We start from the raw sequence: 20193 nt of genomic DNA, 5'->3' as shown, positions 1-20193 counted from the left end.
GTTATTGTTACTGGAGTCCAGAGACAATCTGGCACAGCAAACCATCACTCCCCAGAGAGACATCAATATGTCTTGCTGTGAGAGCTGAGGGTTTTCACTGATTCGGTAAACAAGCGATTCAAACATAGAGGTAACCACGTTCAGCTCAACGAACTCACCCAGTTTCGCCGTGGCCCACAGCAGGTTGGTGATTTCCTGTGGGTTAAAGTTAGCTTTCTGTGCGTTCACGTTGCGCAACAGCGCGGCCACGGCCTCGTTAAGCTCTGGTGTCCGCTCCTGCCCGCTATCCACCAGTTTCACCATGGCCCACAGCAGGTTGGCGTTACCCTGTGGTGTAAAGTTATCTTTCTGTGCGTTCACGTGGGGCAACAACGCGGCCACGGCCTCTTTAAGCTTTGGTGTTCTATTCTTCCCGTTGTTCAGCAGTTTCGCCATGGCCCACAGCAGGTTGGCGATTTCCTGTGGTTTAAAGTCAGCTTTCTCTGGGTTCACTTGTAACAGCACGGCCTCGGCCTCTTTGAGCTGCGGTGTCCGCTCCTGCCCGTTGTCCACCAGTTTCGCCATGGCCCACAGCAGGTTGGCGATACCCTGTGGTGTAAAGTTAGCTTTCTGTGTGCTCACATGGGGCAACAGTGCGGCCACGGCCTCGTTGAGTTCTGGTGTTTGCTCCTGCCCGTTGTCCACCAGTTTCGCCATGGCCCAAAGAAGATTGGCGATTTCCTGTGGGTTAAAGTTAGCTTTCTGTGCCTTCACTTGGGGCAACAGCGCGGCCACGGCCTCGTTGAGTTCTGGTGTCTGTCCCTGCCCGTTGTCCACCAGTTTCGCCATGGCCCAAAGAAGATTGGCGATTTCCTGTGGGTTAAAGTTAGCTTTCTGTGCGTTCACTTGGGGCAACAGCGCGGCCACGGCCTCATTGAGTTCTGGTGTCTGTCCCTGCTCGTTGTACACCAGTTTTGCCATGGCCCACAGCAGGTTGGCGATATGCTGAGGAATAAATTGGTTTTTTTTTGCGTTCACATGGGGCAACAATGCGGCCACAGCCTCTTTGAGCCCTGGTGTCCGCTCCTGCCCGTTGTCCACCAGTTTTGCCATGGCCCACAGCAGGTTGGTGATTTCCTGTGGTTTAAAGTGAGCTTTCTGTGCGTACACACAGAGCAACAGCGCAACCACAGCCTCGTTGAGCTCTGGCGTCTGCTCCTGCCCGTTATCCACCAGTTTTGCCATGGCCCACAGCAGGTTGGTGACACCCTGGGCATTAAATTGGTCTTTCTGTGCGTTGGCGTGGGGCAACAGCGCGGCCACGGCCTCGTTGAGCCCTGGTGTCCGCTGCTGGCCGTTGTCCACCAATTTCGCCATGGCCCACAGCAGGTTGGTAATACCCTGTGCATTAAATCGGCCTTTATGTGCGTTTACCCGGGACAACAGCACGGCCACGGCCTTGTTGAACTCTGGTGTCTGCTCCTGCCCGTTGTCCACCAGTTTCGCCATGGCCCAAAGCAGGTTGGCGATTTCCTGTGGTTTAAAGTGAGCTTTCTGTGCGTTCACGCAGGGCAACAGCGCAACCACAGCCTCGTTGAGCTCTGGCGTCTGCTCCTGCCCGTTATCCACCAATTTTGCCATGGCCCACAGCAGATTGGTGACAGCCTGGAGATTAAATTGGTTTTGCTGTGCGTTCACGTGGGGTAACAGTGCGGCTACGGCCTCGTTGAGCCCTGGTGTCCGCTGCTGGCCGTTGTCCACCAATTTCGCCATGGCCCACAGCAGGTTGGTAATACCCTGTGCATTAAATCGGTCTTTATGTGCGTTTACCCGGGACAACAGCGCGGCCACGGCCTCGTTGAACTCTGGTGTCTGCTCCTGCCCGTTGTCCACCAGTTTCGCCATGGCCCACAGCAGGTTGGCGATTTCCTGTGGTTTAAAGTGAGCTTTCTGTGCGTTCACGTCGGGCAATAGCCTGGCCACGGCCTTATTGAGTCCTGGTGTTCGCTCCTGCCCGTTGTCCACCAGTTTCGCCATGGCCCACAGCAGGTTGGCAATATGCTGAGGAATAAATTGGTCTTTCTGTGCGTTCACGTGGGGCAACAGTGCGGCCACAGCCGCGTTGAGCCCTGGTGTTCGCTCCTGCCCGCTGTCTACCAGTTTCGCCATAGCCCAAAGCATGTTGGCGATTTCCTGGGCACCAACATAGCTGGCTTCAGGTTTTTGGTTGCACTTGAATATTATTGCATCAAGCAGTGTTGTCAATAAGGCAGTTTGAGTAAGCTTGACACGCTCATCCAAGGGGCTGTGAGGGGTAAAAACACCCGCTGAAGTAAATGAGTGCAGTGTTGTCGTCAGGCTTCGCCAATTCCAGCTCCGCGTTGCTGTGAAATTTTGCAGCAAACACATCAGCTGGCTTTGTTCCGCTCGATTTAAAGGTCTTTTAGACGCTGACGTGTATTTTTTAATTGAACTGGCATATAGGCCGTGATCTCTCCCATCATAGCGATGACCGAAACGATACGATTTACTCACCAGACCATCCATTATTTCCTGTTGGGTGAGAGCATTAAAATCTTGAGCAGGGTTTACTGAACGGTGCAGTAGATATTGAGAAGGGCTTGCGGCAGAAGAATGGTAAAATTTATTACGCCCCGGAGTTGTGCGTGGGGTATTATCCCACTGTCTGACTGTGGCATGTCTATATCGTCCACGCCCTGAAGAAGGGGCATGGCCTTTCGGTTGGTTGTAATCATTACCTGATCTTGTGTATTTACCACTGATACCAGCAGATCTTCTATCCATAATTATATTTCATTAATTCATGAGAATATAAAAAGCAGACTGCTGTTCTGTTCAGAAGTTCATTTTGCTGGAATGTGAAAACGGTTCATGGGTCGAAAGGAGGGGATTACTGGCTGTTTGTTTTCTTGCTATTTCCTGGTTTGCCGGTTTGCTCTTCTGAATGTTCTTCGGCGGTTAAGTAACCGTGATCTGAGGGTTGCCCGCCTTTATCAGTAGTAACGTATGCCTCATCTGCCCACTCTCTTTTAAGTGATATAGAACCATGCTCCTGTGGCGCGATGCCTGTCCCGGTCTTTATTTGATCAATGTATGGTTTCATTAAATCCTGATTCCCAAGCCTGTTAACCGGAATTTCAATGACCTCAAATCCTGCTTTTTGCAACAGTGCGATTTTAAGCAGAGTCGAACCATTCCTGGTTTTGAAATCACCACCCACGAAATGTGACGGTCCCTGAACTTCAATCACCATGTTGTGATCTGGCAGTAGCAGGTCAACCGGAGGCAGTGAGTTCAGACTCTTTTCTTCTTCAATCTGCAAAGAGGGAAAGCATGATTGGAGTTGATCGTGAAAGCCGGATTGACGTTTTGACATGGTAGTCTGGTAACGGGGGACGACGGGGCACGCCCTTCCAAGCCAATTTGCGGCCATGGCAATGATGCGTTGATCCTCTTCATTGTCCGGGGATGAATTTTCCACACGAGTCAACAGGTCATCCATTTGTTTTTCAAACCAGTTATTGTTATTGGAGTCCAGAGACAATCTGGCACAGCAAACCATCACTCCCCAGAGAGACATCAATAGGTCTTGCTGTGAGAGCTGAGGGTTTTCACTGATTCGGTAAACAAGCAATTCAAACATAGAGGTAACCACGTTCAGCTCAACGAACTCACCCAGTTTCGCAGTGGCCCACAGCAGATTGGCGATTTCCTGTGGTATAAAGTTAGCTTTCTGTGTGTTCACGAGGCGCAACAGCGCGGCCACGGCCTCGTTAAACACTAGTGTCTGCTCCTGTCCGCTATCCACCAGTTTCGCAGTGGCCCACAGCAGATTGGCGATTTCCTGTGGTATAAAGTTAGCTTTCTGTGTGTTCACGTGGCGCAACAGCGCGACCACGGCCTCGTTAAACTCTGGTGTCCGCTCCTGCCCGCTATTCACCAGTTTCGCCATGGCCCACAGCAGGTTGGCGATACCCTGTGGTGTAAAGTTATCTTTCTGTGCGTTCACGTGTGGCAACAGCGCGGCCACGGCCTCTTTAAGCTTTGGTGTCCTATCCTGCCCGTTGTCCAGCAGTTTCGCCATGGCCCACAGCAGGTTGGCGATTGCCTGTGGGTTAAAGTCAGCTTTCTCTGGGTCCGTTTGTGGCAACAGCACGGCCACTGCCTCTTTGAGCAGCGGTGTCCGCTCCTGCCCGTTGTCCACCAGTTTCGCCGTGGCCCATAGCATGTTGGTGATTTCCTGTGGGTTAAAGTTAGCTTTCTGTGCGTTCACGTTGAGCAATAGGCTGGCCACGGCCTCATTGAGCCCCGGTGTCCGCTTCTGCCCGTTGTCCACCAGTTTCGCCATGGCCCACAGCAGGTTGGCGATACCCTGTGGTGAAAAGTTAGCTTTTTGTGAGCTCACTTGGGGCAACAGTACGGCCACGGCCTCGTTGAGTTCTGGTGTTTGCTCGTGCCTGTTGTCCACCAGTTTCGCCATGGCCCACAGCAGGTTGACGATTTTCTGTGGGTTAAAGTGGGCTTTCCTTGTGTTCACATGGGGCAACAGTGCGGCCACAGCTTCTTTGAGCCCTGGTGTCAACCCATGCCTGTTATCTACCAGTTTCGCCATGGCCCACAGCAGGTTGGTAATGCCCTGGGCATTAAATTGGTCTTTCTGTGCTTTCACGTGTGGCAACAGCGCGGCCACGGCCTCGTTGAACTCTGGTGTCTGTTCCTGCCCGTTGTCCACCAGTTTTGCCATGGCCCACAGCAGATTGGCGATATACTGGGGAATAAATTGGTTTTTTTTTGTGTTCACGTGGGGCAACAGTGCGGCTACAGCCTCTTTGAGCCTTGGTGTCAACTCATGCCTGTTATCCACCAGTTTTGCCATGGCCCATAGCAGATTGGCGATTTCCTGGGCATTAAATTGGTCTTTATATGCGTTCACATTGGGCAACAGCGCGGCCACGGCCTCGTTGAACTCTGGTGTCTGCTCCTGCCCGTTGTTCACCAGTTTTGCCATGGCCCACAGCAGGTTGGCGATTTCCTGTGGTTTAAAGTGAGCTTTCTGTGCGTTCACGAGGGGCAATAGCCTGGCCACGGCCTCATTGAGCCCTGGTGTTCGTTCCTGCCCGTTGTCCACCAGTTTCGCCATAGCCCACAGCAGGTTGGCAATATGCTGAGGAATAAATTGGTCTTTATGTGCGTTCACGTGGGGCAACAGTTCGGCCACAGCCTCGTTGAGCTCTGGTGTTCGCTCTTGCCCGCTGTTTACCAGTTTCGCCATAGCCCACAGCAGGTTGGCAATATGCTGAGGAATAAATTGGTCTTTATGTGCGTTCAAGTGGGGCAACAGTGCGGCCACAGCCTCGTTGAGCCCTGGTGTTCGCTCCTGCCCGCTGTCCACCAGTTTCGCCATGGCCCACAGCTGGTTGGCGATTCCCCGGGCATCAATATCCCTGGCGGGAGGCTTTTGGTTGCACTTGAATATTATTGCATCCAGTAGCGTCGACAATAAGGCGGCTTGAGTACGCTTAACACGCTCATCCATGGGTTTATGAGGGGTAAAAACACCCGCTGAAGTCAATGAGTGCAGTGTTGTCGTCAGGCTTCGCCAATTCCAGCTCCGCGTTGCTGTGAAATTTTGCAGTAAACGCATCAGCTGGCTTTGTTCCGCTCGATTTAAAGGTCTTTTAAACGCTGACGTGTATTTTTTAATTAAACTGGCATATAGGCCGTGGTCTCTCCCATCATAGCGATGACCGAAACGATCCGATTTACGCACCAGACCATCCATTATTTCTGGTTTGATGAGGGCATTAAAATCTTGAGCAGGGTTTACTGAACGGTACTGTAGATGTTGAGAAGAGCGTGTGAAAGAAGAAAGGTAAAGTTCATTATGCCTCGGGGCTGTGCGGTGGGGATTATCCCATGGCCTGACTGTGGTATGTCTATATCGTCCGCGCCTTGAAGAAGCGGCATGGTCATTCTCTCGGTTGTAATCATTATTTGATCTTGTGTATTGACCACTGATACCAGCAGAGCTTCTATCCATAATTATATTTCATTAATTCATGAAAATATAAAAAACAGACTGCTGTTCTGCTCAGAAGTTCATTTTTCGGAAAAGTTTATAAAGATAAGCGGTTGTGGTAAACCATCTACTCCTGATGCCACCAATCTGTTATTTTCAAATCATCCGGGGCGAGATGCATGGTCAACAGGCGTTCAACGCTGGCATTCCTTCCCGGAATGTGTAAAAGGTTCTTGAGTCATGATGGGAGGAAGGCGATTACTGGATGTTTGTTTTCTTCCTCTTTGCGGGTTTACCGGGTTGCTCCCCTGAATGTTCTTCGGCAGTCAAGTAACCGTGATCTGAGGGTTGCCTGCCTTTATCAGCAGTAACGTATGCCTCATCTGCCCACTCTCTTTTAAGTGATACAGAGTCATGACCCTGTGGCGGGATGCCTGTCCTGGTCTTTATTTGATCAATACATCGTTTTATTAAATCCTGATTCCAAAGCCTGTTAACCGGAATTTCAATGACCTCAAATCCTGCTTTTTGCAACAGTGCGATTTTCAGCAGAGTCGAACCATTCCTGGTTTTGAAATCACCACCCACGAAATGTGACGGTCCCTGAATTTCAATTACCATGTTGTGATCTGGCAGTAGCAGGTCAACCGGAGGCAGTAAGTTCAGACTCTTTTCTTCTTCAATCTGCAAAGAGGGAAAGTATGATTGGAGTTGATCGCGAACGTCAGATTGACGTTTTGATCGGATAGTCTGGTAATGGGGGACGACCGGGCACGCTCTGCCAAGCCAACTTGCGGCCATGGCAATGATGTATTGATTCTCTTCATTGCCTGAGGGTGTATTTGCCACACGAGTAAAGAGGTCCTCCATGTACTTTTCAAGCCAGTTATTGTTATTGGAGTCCAGAGACAATCTGGCACAGCAAACCATTACTCCCCAGAGAGACATCAATATGTCTTGCTGTAAAAGCTGAGGGCTTTCACTGATTCGGTGAACAAGCGACTCGAACATAGAGGTAACCCTATGCAGCTCAATGAACTCACCCAGTTTCGCCGCGGCCCACAGCAGATTGGCGATTTCCTTTGGTTTAAAGTTAGCTTTCTGTGTGTTCACGTGGCGCAATAGCACGGCCACGGTCTCTCTAAGCTTTGGTGTCCTATCCTGCCCGTTGTCCACCAGTTTCGCCACGGCCCACAGCAGGTTGGCGATTTCTCGTGGTTTAAAGTTGGCTTTCTCTGTATTGACGTGTTGCAACAGCGCGGCCACGGCCTCATTAAACTCTGGTGTTCGCTCCTGCCCGTTGTTCACCAGTTTCGCCATGGCCCACAGCAGGATGGCGATTCCCTGGGCATTAAATGGGTTCTTCACTGGGTTCACGTGAGGCAACAGCGCAGCCACGGCATCATTAAACTCTGATGTCCGCTCCTGCCCGCTATCCACCAGTTTCGCCATGGCACACAGCAGGTTGGCGATACCCTGTGGTTTAAAGTTATCTTTCTGTGCGTTCACTTGTGGCAACAGTGCGGCCACGGCCTCTTTAAGCTCTGGAGTCCTATCCTGCCCGTTGTCCACCAGTTTTGCCATGGCCCACAGCAGGTTGGCGATCTGCTGAGGAATAAATTGGTCTTTATGTGCGTTTACGTGGGGCAACAGCGCGGCCACGGCCTTGTTGAGCCCTGGTGTTCGCTCCTGCCCGTTGTCCACCAGTTTTGCCATGGCCCACAGCAGGTTGGCGATCTGCTGAGGAATAAATTGGTCTTTATGTGCGTTTACGTGGTGCAACAGCGCGGCCACGGCCTTGTTGAGCCCTGGTGTTCGCTCCTGCCCGTTGTCCACCAGTTTTGCCATGGCCCACAGCAGGTTGGCGATACCCTGCGGTTTAAAGTTAGCTTTCTGTGCGCTCACGTGGGGCAACAGCGCAGCCACCGCCTCGTTGAGCTCTGGTGTTCGCTTTTGCCTGTTGTCCACCAGTTTCGCCATAGCCCACAGCAGGTTGGCGATTTCCTGTCGTTTAAAGTTAGCTTTCTGTGTGTTCACGCGGGGCAACAGTGCGGCCACGGCCTTGTTGAGTTCTGGTGTCTGTTCCTGCCCGTTGTCCACCAGTTTTGCCATGGCCCACAGCAGGTTGGCGATATGCTGAGGAATAAATTGGTTTTCTTTTGCGTTCAGTTGGGGTAACAGTGTGGCCACAGCCTCTTTGAGCCCTGGTGTCAATTCATGCCTGTTATCCACCAGTTTCGCCATGGCCCACAGCAGGTTGGTAATGCCCTGGGCATTAAATTGGTCTTTCTGTGCGTTCACGAGGAGCAACAGCGCGGCCACGGCCTCGTCGAGATCTGGTGTCTGCTCCTGCCCGCTGTCCACCAGTTTTGCCAGGGCCCAAAGCTGGTTGGTAATGCCCTGGGTATTAAATTGGTCTTTCTGTGCTTTCACGAGGGGCAATAGCGCGGCCAAGGCTTCTTTGAGTCCCGGTGTCCGCTCCTGCCCGTTGTCCGCCAGTTTCGCCATGGCCCACAGCAGGTTGGCGATATGTTGTGGAATAAATTGGTCTTTCTGTGCGTTCACGAGGGGCAACAACGATGCTATGGCCTCGTTGAACTCTGGTGTCTGCTCCTGCCCGTTGTTCACCAGTTTCGCCATGGCCCACAGCAGGTTGGCGATATTCTGAGGAATAAATTGGTTTTTTTTTGCGTTCACGAGTGGCAACAGCGCGGCCACGGCCCTGTTGAGTTCTGGTGTCTGTTCCTGCCCGTTGTCCACCAGTTTTGCCACGGCCCACAGCAGGTTGGCGATATTCTGAGGATTAAATTGGTCTTTTTGTGCGTTCACGTGGGGCAACATTGCGGCCACAGCCTCGTTGAGCACTGGTTTTCGCTCCTGCCCGCTGTCTGCCAGTTTCGCCATGGCCCACAGCAGGTTGGCGATTCCCTGGGCATCAATATCCCTGGCTGGAGGTTTTTGGTTGCACTTGAATATGATTGCATCAAGTAGCGTTGTCATTAACGAAGCTTGAGTTCGCTTGACACGCTCATCCAAGGGGCTATGAGGGGTAAAAACACCCGCTGAAGTGAATGAGTGCATTGTTGTCGTCAGGCTTCGCCAATTCCAGCTCCGTGTTGCGGTAAAATTTTGCAGCAAACGCATCAGCTGGCTTTGTTCCGCTCGATTTAACGGTCTTTTAGCAGTTGACGTGTATTTTTTAATTGAGCTGGCATATTGACCGTGACGTCTCCCATCATAGCGATGACCTAAACGATCCGATTTACTCACCAGGTTATCCATTATTTCCTGTTTGGTGAGAGCATTAAAACCTTGAGCAGGGTATACAGAACGGTACTGTAGATGTTGAGAAGAGCGTCTGAAAGAAGCATGGTAAAATTCATTACGCCCCGGGGCAGTGCGGGAGGGGTTATTCCATTGTCTGACTGTGGCATATCTATATCGTCCATGCCGTGAAGAAGCGGCCTGGTCATCCGGTTGGTTGTAATCATTGCCTGATCTTGCGTATTGACCACTGATACCAGCAGAGCTTCTATTCATAAATATATTTCATTAATTCATGAGAATATAAAAAAGCAGACTGCTGATTTGTTCAGAAGTTCATTTTGCTGGAATATTGATAAATGTGAGATCCGTTATCTTCAAATCACCCGGGGCGAAATTCAGGGGCAACAGGTCTTAAACGCTGGTAGAACTTTACTTGAATGTGAAAGCGGTTCCCGGGTCGAAGAGAGGGGATTACTGACTATTTTTTCTCTTCCTCTTGGCTGGTTTGCCGGTTGGTTCTTCTAACTGTTTTTCGGCGGTTAAGTAACCGTGGTCTGTGGGCTGCCTGCCTTTATCAGCAGTAACGTATGCCGCATCTGCCCACCTTCTTTTAAGTGATACAGAGCCATGCCCCTGTGGCGGGATCCTTGTTCTGGTTTTTATTTGATCAATGTATGGTTTCATTAAATCCTGATTCCAAAGCCTGTTAACCGGAATTTCAATGACCTCAAATCCTGCTTTTTGCAACAGTGCGATTTTCAGCAGAGTCGAACCATTCCTGGTTTGGAAATCACCACCCACGTAATGAGAGGGACCCTGAATTTCAATCACCATATTGTGATCTGGCAGTAGCAGGTCAACCGGAGGCAGTGAGTTCAGACTCTTTTCTTCTTCAATCTGCAAAGAGGGAATGCATGATTGGAGTTGATCGCGGAAGTCGGCTTGAGGTTTTGACATGATTGTCTGGTAATGGGGGACCACCGGACACGCTCTGCCAAGCCAACTGGCGGCCATGGCCATGACGCGTTGATCCTCTTCATTGTGCAGGAATGTATTTTCCAGACGGGTAAACAGGTCATTCATGTGCTTTTCAAACACGTAATTTTTATTGGCATTGGAGACCAGAAACAACCTGGCACAGCATACTATTACTCCCCAAAGGGACATCAACATTGCTTGCTGAGAGAGCTGAGTGTTGCCACTGATTCGGTAGACAAGCGATTTGAACGTGGTGGTTACCACGTCCAGCTCAATGAGTTCGCCCAGTTTTGCCATGGCCCACAGCAGGTTGGCGATATGCTGGGGAATAAATTGGTTTTTCTGTGCGTTCACGTGGGGCAACAGCGCGGCCAGGGCCTCGTTGAACCTTGGTGTCTGCTCCTGCCCGTTGTCCGCCAGTTTCGCCATGGCCCACAGCAGGTTGGTGATTTCCTGTGGTTTAAAGTTGGTTTTCTGTGCGTTCACAAGGCGTAACACTGCGGCCAAGGTCTGTTTGAGCCTTGGTGTCTGCTCCTGCCCGTTGTTCACCAGTTTCGTCATGGAGCACAGCAGGTTGGCGATGTGCTGAGGAATAAATTGGTCTTTCCTGGCGTACACGCAGGGCAACAGCGCGGCCACAGCCTCGTTGAGCCCTGGTGTCGGCTCCAGCTCGCTGTCCACCAGTTTCGCCATGGCCCACAGCAGATTGGCGATTTCCTGTGGGTTAAAGTGAGCTTTTTGTGCGTGTACATGGGGCAACAGGGCGGCCACTACATCATTGAACTCTGACGTCCGTTTCTGCCCGTTGTCCACCAGTTTTGCCGTGGCCCATAGCAGGTTGGTGATTCCCTGTGGTGTAAAGTTAGCTTTCTGAGCGTTCACGTGGGGCAACAACGCGGCCACGGCCTCTTTGAGCTCTGGTGTCCGCACCTGCCCGTTGTCCACCAGTTTTGCCATGGCCCACAGCAGGTTGGTGATTTCCCGTGGTTTAAAGTGAGCTTTCTGTGCGTTCACGCACGGCAGCAGCGCAACCACAGCCTCGTTGAGCTCTGGTGTCTGCTCCTGCCCGTTATCACCGAGTTTCGCCATGGCCCACAGCAGGTTGGCGATTCCCTGGGGTTTAAAATGAGCTTTTTGTTCGTTTACATGGGGCAACAGGGTGGCGAATACATCATTGAACTCTGGCGTTCGTTCCTGCCCGTTGTCCACCAGTTTCGCCATGGACCATAGCAGGCTGGCGATTTCCCGGGGTTTAAAATGAGCTTTTTGTGCCTTTACATGGGGCAACAGGGCGGCCACTACATCACTGAACTCTGGCGTCCGTTCCTGCCCGTTGTCCACCAGTTTTGCCATGGCCCATAGCAGGTTGGCGATACCCTGTGGTGTAAAGTTAGCTTTCTGAGCGTTCACTTGGGGCAACAGCGCGGCCACAGCCTCTTTGAGCCCTGGTGTCCGGTCCTGTCCGTTGTCCACCAGTTTTGCCATGGCCCACAGCAGGTTGGCGATTTCCTGTGGTTTAAAGTCTGCTTTCTGTGCGTTCACGCAGGGCAACAGCGCAACCACAGCCTCGTTCAGCTCTGGCATCTGCTCCTGCCCGTTATCCACCAGTTTCGCCATGGCCCACAGCAGGTTGGCAATATGCTGAGGAATAAAACGGTGTTTCTGTGCGTTCACGAGGGGCAACAGTGCGGCCACAGCCTCATTGAGCCCTGATGTTGGCTCCTGCTCGTTATCCACCAGTTTCGCCATAGCCCATAACATGTTGGCGATTTCCTGGGCAGCAATATAGCTGGCTTCAGGTTTTTGGTTGCACTTGAATATTATTGCATCAAGCAGTGTTGACAATAAGACAGCTTGAGTAAGCTTAACACGCTCATTCAAGGGACTATGAGGGGTAAAAACACCCGCTGAAGTAAATGAGTGAAGTGTTGTCGTCAGGCTTCGCCAATTCCAGCTCCGTGTTGCTTTAAAATTTTGCAGCAAACGTATTAGCTGGCTTTGTTCAGCTTGATTTAACGGTCTTTTAGCAGCTGACGTGTATTTTTTAATTGAACTGGCATACAGGCCGTGATCTCTCCCATCATAGCGATCACCGAAACGGTAAGATTTACTCAGCAGACCATCCATTATTCCCTGTCTGGTGAGGGTATTGAAATCTTGAGCAGGGTTTACTGAACGGTACTGTAGATGTTGTGAAGAGCGTGTGAAAGAAGAATGGTAAAATTCATTACGCCCCGGGACAGTGCGGGAGGGGATATCCCATTGTTTGATTGTGGCATATCTATATCGTCCACGCCGTGAAGAAGTGGCCTGGTCATCCGGTTGGTTGTAATCATTGCCTGATCTTGCGTATTGACCACTGACACCAGCAGAGCTTCTATCCATAACTATATTTCATTAATTTATGAAAATATTAAAAGCAGACTACTGTTCTGTTCAGAAGTTCATTTTGCTGAAATGGCTACAGACGAAACCGGTTGGGTAAGCGCATCTATTCCTGATGTCACCAGTTCGTTATTTTCAACTTATCCGGGGTGAGATGCATGGGTAACAAGTGTTCAACGCTGGCACTCCTTCCCTGGAATGTGAAAATGATGCTTGAGTCATGACGGTAGGGAAGAGTTTACTGGCTGTTTTTTCTTTTCCTTTTTCTACCTGGCTTGCCTGTTTGCTCCCCTGAATGTTCTTCGGCAGTCAAGTAACCGTGATCTAAGGGTTGCCTGCAGTTATCAGCAGTAACGTATGCCGCATCTGCCCACCTTCTTTTAAGTGATACAGAGCCATGCTCCTGTGGCGGGATGCCTGTCCTGGTCTTTATTTGATCAATGTATGGTTTCATTAGATCCTGACTCAAGAGCATGGTAATCGGAATTTCAATGACCTCAAATCCTGATTTTTGCAGTAGTGCTATTTTAAGCAGAGTCGAACCCTTCCTGGTTTTGAAATCACTACCTACGTAATGAAACGGTCCCTGAACTTCAATCACCATCTTGTGATCTGGCAGAAGCAGGTCAACCGGAGGTAATGAGTCCAGACTCTTTTCTTCTTCAATCCTCAAAGATGGAATGCATGATTGGAGTTGATCGCGGAAGTTGATCTGGGTTTTTGAAATGTTTGTCGGGTAATGGGGGACGACTGGATACGTTCTGCCAAGCCAAACGGCGGCCTGGGCAAGGATGGATTGATCACGTTCATTGTCCGGGAATGTATTTTTCAGGCGAGTAAACAGGTCATCCATGTGCTTTTCAAGCACGTTAATGTTGTTGGTATTGGAGGCCAGAGATAATCTGGCACAGCATACCATGACTCCCCAGAGAGAGATTGATATGTCTTGCTGAGAGAGCTGAGGGTTGTCACTGATTCGGTAGACAAGCGATTCGAACGTGGATGTAACCACGTTCAGCTCAATGAGTTCCCCCAGTTTCGCCATGGCCCACAGCAGGTTGGCGATGCCCTGGGAATTAAATTGGTCTTTCTGTGCGTTTACGTGGTGCAACAGCGCGGCCACGGCCTCGTTGAGTTCTGGTGTTTGCTCCTGCCCGCTGTCCACCAGTTTTGCCATGGCCCAGAGCAGATTGACGATTTCCTGTGGTTTAAAGTTAGCTTTCTGTGGGTTCACGTGGTGCAGCAGCCCGACCACGGCCTCATTGAACTCTGTTGTCCGCTCCTGCCCATTGTCCAATAGTTTCCCCATGGCCCACAGCAGGTTGGCGATACACTGTGGTGTAAAGTTAGCTTTCTGTACGTTCACTTGGTGCAGCAGCCCGACCACGGCCTCATTGAACTCTGTTGTGCGCTCCTCGCCGTTGTCCACCATTTTCGCCGTGGCCCACAGCAGGTTGGTGATACCCTGAGGTTTAAAGTTGGTTTTCTGTGCGTTCACAAGGATCAACAGTGCGGCCACGGCTTCTTTGAGTTCTGGTGTCTGCTCCTGCCCGTTGTCCACCAGTTTCGCCACGGCCCACAGCAGGTTGGCGATTTCCTGTGGTTTAAAGTTGGCTTTCTGTACATTCACGAGGAGCAACAGTGCGGCCACGGCCTCTTTGAGTTCTGGTGTCTGCTCCTGCCCGTTGTTCACCAGTTTCGCCATGGCCCACAGCAGGTTGGCGATACCCTGTGCTGTAAAGTTAGCCTTCTGTGCGCTCACGTGGGGCAACAGTGCGGCCTCGGCTCCGTTGAGCACCGGTGTTTGCTCCTGCCCGTTGTCCACCAGTTTCGCCATGGCCCACAGCAGGTTGACGATTTCCTGTGGTTTAAAGTTAGCTTTCTGTGCGTTCACGTGGGGCAACAGCGTGGCCACGGCCTCGTTAAGCTCTGGTGTCTGTTCCTGCCCGCTGTCTACCAGTTTCGCCATAGCCCAAAGCATGTTGGCGATTTCCTGGGCACCAACATAGCTGGCTTCAGGTTTTTGGTTGCACTTGAATATTATTGCATCAAGCAGTGTTGTCAATAAGGCAGTTTGAGTAAGCTTGACACGCTCATCCAAGGGTCTGTGAGGGGTAAAAACACCCGCTGAAGTAAATGAGTGCAGTGTTGTCGTCAGGCTTCGCCAATTCCAGCTCCGCGTTGCTGTGAAATTTTGCAGCAAACGCATCAGCTGGCTTTGTTCCGCTTGATTTAACGGTCTTTTAGCAGCTGATGTGTATTTTTTAATTGAACTGGCATATTGACCGTGATTTCTTCCATCATAGCGATGACCGAAACGATCCGATTTACTCACCAGACCAGCCATTATTTCCCGTTTGATGAGAGCATTAAAATCTTGAGCAGAGTTTACAGAACGCTGCAGTAGATATTGAGAAGAACGTGCAGTAGAAGATTGGTAAAATTCATTGCTCCCCGGGGTAGTACGGAGGGAATTATCCCACTGTTCGACTGTGCCATGTCTATATTGCACACGCCTTGAAGAATCGGCATGGTCATCCGGTCGGTTGTAATCATTATTTGATCTTGTGTATTGACCACTGATACCAGCAGATTTTCTATCCATATTTATATTTCTTTAATTCATGAAAATATAAAAAGCAGACTGCGGTTCTTTTCAGAAGTTCATTTTGCTGGAATGTGTGTAAACGTAACCGGTTGGGGAAACACATCTACTCCTGATGCCATCAACCCGTTATTTTCAAATCATCCGGGGCGAGATGTATGGGCAACAGGTGTTCAACGCTGGCATTCCTTCCCGGAATGTGACAAGGGTTCTTTAATCATGGTGGGAGGAAGGCGATTACTGGCTGGTTGTTTTCTTCCTCTTTCCTGGTCTGCCGGTTTGCTCTTTTGAATGTTCTTCGGCGGTTAAGTAACCATGACCTGAGGGTTGCCTGCCTTTATCAGCAGTAACGTATGCCGCATCTGCCCACCTTCTTTTAAGTGATACAGAGCCATGTCCTGTGGCGGGATGTCTACCCTGGTCTTTATTTGATCAATACATTGTTTCATTGAATCGTGGTTCCAAAGCATGTTAACCGGGATTTCCATGACCTCAAATCCTGCTTTTTGCAACAGAGCGATTTTCAGCAGAGTCGAACCATTCCTGGTGTTGAAATCACCACCCACATAATGAAAGGGGCCCTGAACTTCAATCACCATGTTGTGATCTGGCAGTAGCAGGTCAACCGGAGGTAATAAATTCAGACTCTTTTCTTCTTCAATCCTCAAAGATGGAATGCATGAGTGGAGTTGATTGCGGAAGTCGGCTTGAGGTTTTGAAATGAATGTCTGGTAATGGGGGACGAACGGACAGGCTCTGCCAAGCCAACTTGCGGCCTGGGCAATGGTGCGTTGATCCTCTTCATTGTGCAGGAATGTATTTTCCAGACGGGTAAACAGGTCATCCATGTGCTTTTCAAACACGTGATTTTTATTGGCATTGGAGACCAGAAACAACCTGGCAGAGCATACCATTACTCCCCAAAGGGACATCAATATCGCTTGCTGAGAGAACTGAGGGTTGCCACTGATTCGTTCGACAAGCGATTTGAACGTGGATGTTACCACGTTCAGCTCAATGAGTTCGCCCAGTTTCGCCATGGCCCACAGCAGGTTAGCGATATGCTGAGGAATAAATTGGTCTTTGTTTACGTTCACGAAGTGCAACAGCGCGACCACAGTCTCGTTGAACCCTGGTATCTGCTCCTGCCTTTTGTCCACCAGTTTCGCCATGGCCCACAGCAGGTTGGCGATATGCTGAGGAATAAATTGGTGTTTCTGTGCGTTCACGAGGGGCAACAGCGCGGCCACGGCCTCATTGAGCTCTGGTGTCCGGTCCTGCCCGTTGTCCACCAGTTTTGCCACGGCCCACAGCAGGTTGGCGATACCCTGGGCATTAAATTGGTCTTTCTGTGCGATCACGAGGGGCAACAGCGCGGCTACGGTCTCTTTGAGCCCTGGTGTCCACTCCTGCCCGTTGTCCACCAGTTTCGCCATGGCCCACAGCAGGTTGGCGATTTCCTGTGGTTTAAAGTTAGCTTTCTGTGTGTTCACGTGGCGCAACAGCGCGGCCACGGCCTCGTTGAGTTCTGGTGTCTGTTCCTGCCCGTTACCCACCAGTTTTGCCATGGCCCACAGCAGGTTGGCGATATCCTGGGCATTAAATTGGTCTTTCTGCGCGTTCACGTGGGGCAACAGTGCGGCCACAGCTTCTTTGAGCCCTGGTGTCAACTCATGCCTGTTATCCACCAGTTTTGCCATGGCCCACAGCAGGTTGGCGATATGCTGTGGAATAAATTGGTCTTTCTGTGCGTTCACGAGGGGCAACAACGATACCATTGCCTCGTTGAACTCTGGTGTCTGCTCCTGCCCGTTGTCCACCAGTTTCGCCATGGCCCACAGCAGGTTGACGATTCCCTGGGCATTAAACTGGTCCTTCCTTGCGTTCACGTGGGGCAACAATGCGGCCACGGCCTCTTTGAGCCCTGGCGTCCGCTCCTGATCGTTGTCCACCAGTTTTGCCATGGCCCAGAGCAGGATGGCGATACCCTGAGCATTAAATAGGTCTTTCTGTGTCTTCACGTGGGACAACAGCGCGGCCACGGCCTCGTTGAACTCTTGTGTCCGCTTCTGCCCGTTGTCCGCCAGTTTAGCCATGGCCCATAGCAGGTTGGCAATTCCCCGGGCATCAATGTCCCTGGCTTGAGGTTTTTGGTTGCACTTGAATATCATTGCATCCAGTAGCGTTGACAATAAGTTAGCTTGAGTAAGCTTTACTCGCTTATCCATGGGGTTATGAGGGGTAAAAACACCTGCCGAAGTAAATGAGTGAAGTGTTGTCGTCAGGCTTCGCCAATTCCAGCTCCTTGTTGCTGTGAAATTTTGCAGCAAACGCATCAGCTGGTTTTGTTCCGCTCGATTTAACGGTCTTTTAGACGCTGACGTGTATTTTTTAATTGAACTGGCATATAGGCCGTGATCTCTCCCATCATAGCGATCACCGAAACGATCCGATTTACTTACCAGGCCAGCCATTATTTCCTGTTTGGTGAGAGCATTAAAATCTTGAGCAAGGTTTACTGAACGGCGCAGTAGATATTGAGAAGGGCTTGCGTCAGAAGAACGGTAAAATTTATTACGCCCAAGTTTAGTGCGTGGGGTATCATCCCACCTGACCGTGGCATGTCTATATCGTCCACGCCTTGAAGAAGCGGCATGGCCACCCGGTCGGTTATAATAATTATCTGATCTTGCGTATTGACCACTGATACCAGCATAGCTTCTATCCATAACTATATTTCATTAATTCATGAGAATATAAAAAGCAGACTGCTGTACTGTTCAGAAGTTCATTTTGCTGGAATGTTGATAAATGTGAGCAGTGGTAGAAACTCATCTACTCCTGATGCCAACCACCCGTTATCTTCAAATCATCCGGGGCGAAATTCAGGGGCAACAGGTCTTCAACGCTGGTAGAACTTTCCTGGAATGTGAAAACGGTTCCAGGGTCGAAAAGAGGGGATTACTGGCTGTTTTTTCTCTTCCTCTTGGCTGGTTTTCCGGTTTGCTCTTCTACTTCTAAATGTTCTTCTGCAGTTAAGTCACCGTGATCTGTGGGTTGCGTGCTTTTATCAGCAGTAATGTATGAATCATCTGCCCACCTTCTTTTAAGTGATACAGAGCCATGCCCCTGTGGCGGGAAGCTTATCCTGGTCTTTATTTGATCAATGTATGGTTTCATTAAATCCTGATTCAAAAGCATGTTAACCGGAATTTCAATGACCTCAAATCCTGCTTTTTGCAGCAGTGCTATTTTCAGCAGAGTCGAACCCTTCCTGGTTTTGAAATCACCACCCACGTAATGAGACGGTCCCTGAACTTCAATCACCATGTTGTGATCTGGCAGTAGCAGGTCAAGCGGAGGTAATGAATTCAGACTCTTTTCTTCTTCAATCCTCAAAGATGGAATGTATGATTGGAGTTGATTGCGGAAGTCGGATTGACGTTTTGAAACGATTGTCTGGTAATAGGGCACAAACGGACACGGTCTCCCAAGCCAACTTGCGGCCATCGCAATGAGGCGTTGGTCTTCTTCATTGTCCGGGGATGTATTTTCCAGGCGAATAAACAGGTCATCCATGTGCTTTTCCAGCACGTTACCTTTACTGGTATTGTGAACCAGAGATAACCTGGCACAGCATACTATTACTCCCCAGAGAGACATCAATATTACCTGCTGAGAGAGCTGAGAGTTTTGACTGATTCGGTGGACAAGAGATTCGAACGTGGATTTAACCACGTTTAGTTCAACGAGCTCACCCAGTTTCGCCATGGCCCACAGCAGGTTGGCGATATGCTGAGGAATAAATTGATCTTTCTGTGCGTTCACATGTGACAACAGCGCGGCCACGGCCTCGTTGAGCTCTGGTGTCTGTTCCTGCCCGTTGTCCACCAGTTTCGCCATGGCCCACAGCAGGTTGGCGATACCCTGGGCATTAAATTGGTCTTTCTGTGCGTTCACATGGGGCAATAGCGCAGCCACGGCCTCGTTGAGCCTTGGTGTTTGCTTCTGCCCGTTGTCCACCAGTTTTGCCATGGCCCACAGCAGGTTGGCGATATGCTGTGGCTTAAAGTTAGCTTTCTGTGCATTCACGAGGGGCAACAGCGCGGCCACGGCCTCGTTGAGCTCTGGTGTCCACTCCTGGCCGTTGTCCACCAGTTTTGCCATGGCCCACAGCAGGTTGGCGATTTCCTGTGGTTTAAAGTTAGCTTTCTGTGCGTTCAAGTGGGGCAACAGCGAGGTCAGGGCTTCGTTGAGCCATGGTGTCAGCTCCTGCCCGCTGTCCACCAGTTTCACTATGGCCCACAGCAGGTTGGCGATTTCCTGTGGTTTAAAGTGAGCTTTCCGTGCGTTCACTTCGGGCAACAGCGTGGCCACGGCCTCTTTGAACTCTGGTGTCTGCTCCAGCCCGTTGTCCACCAGTTTCGCCATGGCCCACAGCAGGTTGGCGATACCCTGTGGTTTAAAGTGAGCTTTCTGTGTGTTCACGAGGAGCAACAGCGTGACAACGGCCTCGTTGAGTTCTGGTGTCCGCTCCTGCCCGCTGTCCACCAGTTTCGCCATGGCCCACAGCAGGTTGGCGATTTCCTGTGGTTTAAAGTGAGCTTTCTGTGCGTTCACGTGGGGCAACAGCGCGGCCAGGGTCTCTTTGAGCCCTGGTGTCTGCTCCTGCCCGTTGTCCACCAGTTTCGCCATGGCCCACAGCAGGTTGGCGATTTCCTGTGGTTTAAAGTGAGCTTTCTGTGCGTTCACGTGGGGCAACAGCGCGGCCACAGCCTCGTTGAGCCCTGGTGTCTGCTCCTGCCCGTTGTTCACCAGTTTCGCCATGGCCCACAGCAGGTTGGCGATATGCTGAGGAATAAATTGGTCTTTCTGTACGTTCACGCGGGGCAACAGCGTGGCCACGGCCTCTTTGATTTCTGGTGTTTGCTCCTGCCCG

At 50.7% G+C, this 20193-nt stretch carries 8 protein-coding genes; 1 reads left to right on the top strand and 7 read right to left on the bottom strand.

The window, feature by feature from the left end:
• The 5 genes from J7438_RS22605 to J7438_RS22585 all read right to left on the bottom strand — a co-directional run.
• Window positions 1–2784 (bottom strand): DUF1601 domain-containing protein (locus tag J7438_RS22605; RefSeq protein WP_209278353.1); only part of this gene is annotated, 2784 nt, incomplete at its 3' end.
• Window positions 2785–2890: 106 nt separating this feature from the next.
• A complete protein-coding gene (locus tag J7438_RS22600; protein ID WP_209278352.1) occupies window positions 2891–6040 on the bottom strand; it encodes an RAP domain-containing protein in 3150 nt (1049 codons plus the stop codon).
• A 237-nt stretch (window positions 6041–6277) separates the two neighbouring features.
• Window positions 6278–9559: an RAP domain-containing protein gene (locus J7438_RS22595; RefSeq protein WP_209278351.1), complete on the bottom strand. Its 3282-nt coding sequence runs from the start codon at window positions 9557–9559 to the stop codon at window positions 6278–6280.
• A gap of 198 nt (window positions 9560–9757) precedes the next feature.
• Window positions 9758–12649 (bottom strand): RAP domain-containing protein, encoded by a 2892-nt coding sequence (locus J7438_RS22590; RefSeq protein ID WP_209278350.1) that lies wholly within the window; start codon window positions 12647–12649, stop codon window positions 9758–9760.
• A gap of 238 nt (window positions 12650–12887) precedes the next feature.
• A complete protein-coding gene (locus J7438_RS22585; protein ID WP_209278349.1) occupies window positions 12888–15254 on the bottom strand; it encodes an RAP domain-containing protein in 2367 nt (788 codons plus the stop codon).
• On the opposite strand from J7438_RS22585, the gene J7438_RS22580 reads away from it, so the two are divergent.
• Window positions 15222–15545 carry a hypothetical protein gene (locus J7438_RS22580; protein ID WP_209278348.1) on the top strand — a complete coding sequence of 108 codons (324 nt, stop codon included), beginning with the start codon at window positions 15222–15224 and terminating at the stop codon, window positions 15543–15545. The genes J7438_RS22585 and J7438_RS22580 overlap by 33 nt on opposite strands.
• A 14-nt stretch (window positions 15546–15559) precedes the next feature.
• On the opposite strand, the gene J7438_RS22575 is transcribed toward J7438_RS22580, so the two are convergent.
• A complete protein-coding gene (locus tag J7438_RS22575) occupies window positions 15560–17983 on the bottom strand; it encodes a DUF1601 domain-containing protein (protein WP_209278347.1) in 2424 nt (807 codons plus the stop codon).
• A 232-nt stretch (window positions 17984–18215) separates the two neighbouring features.
• Window positions 18216–20193: RAP domain-containing protein (locus tag J7438_RS22570; protein WP_209278346.1), on the bottom strand; the 1978-nt coding region annotated here is incomplete at its 5' end.

Source organism: Thalassotalea sp. G20_0, assembly GCF_017744175.1.
GTDB lineage: Bacteria > Pseudomonadota > Gammaproteobacteria > Pseudomonadales > Endozoicomonadaceae > Endozoicomonas.
This window is presented reverse-complemented; position numbering and strand designations above follow the sequence as displayed.

What these genes read in the sequence shown, in the direction of transcription:
- J7438_RS22595 (WP_209278351.1), bottom strand. Translation starts at nt 9,559, where the DNA reads ATGAATAGAAGCTCTGCTGGTATCAGTGGTCAATACGCAAGATCAGGC.
- J7438_RS22575 (WP_209278347.1), bottom strand. Translation starts at nt 17,983, where the DNA reads ATGGATAGAAGCTATGCTGGTATCAGTGGTCAATACGCAAGATCAGAT.
- J7438_RS22600 (WP_209278352.1), bottom strand. Translation starts at nt 6,040, where the DNA reads ATGGATAGAAGCTCTGCTGGTATCAGTGGTCAATACACAAGATCAAAT.
- J7438_RS22590 (WP_209278350.1), bottom strand. Translation starts at nt 12,649, where the DNA reads ATGGATAGAAGCTCTGCTGGTGTCAGTGGTCAATACGCAAGATCAGGC.
- J7438_RS22585 (WP_209278349.1), bottom strand. Translation starts at nt 15,254, where the DNA reads ATGGATAGAAAATCTGCTGGTATCAGTGGTCAATACACAAGATCAAAT.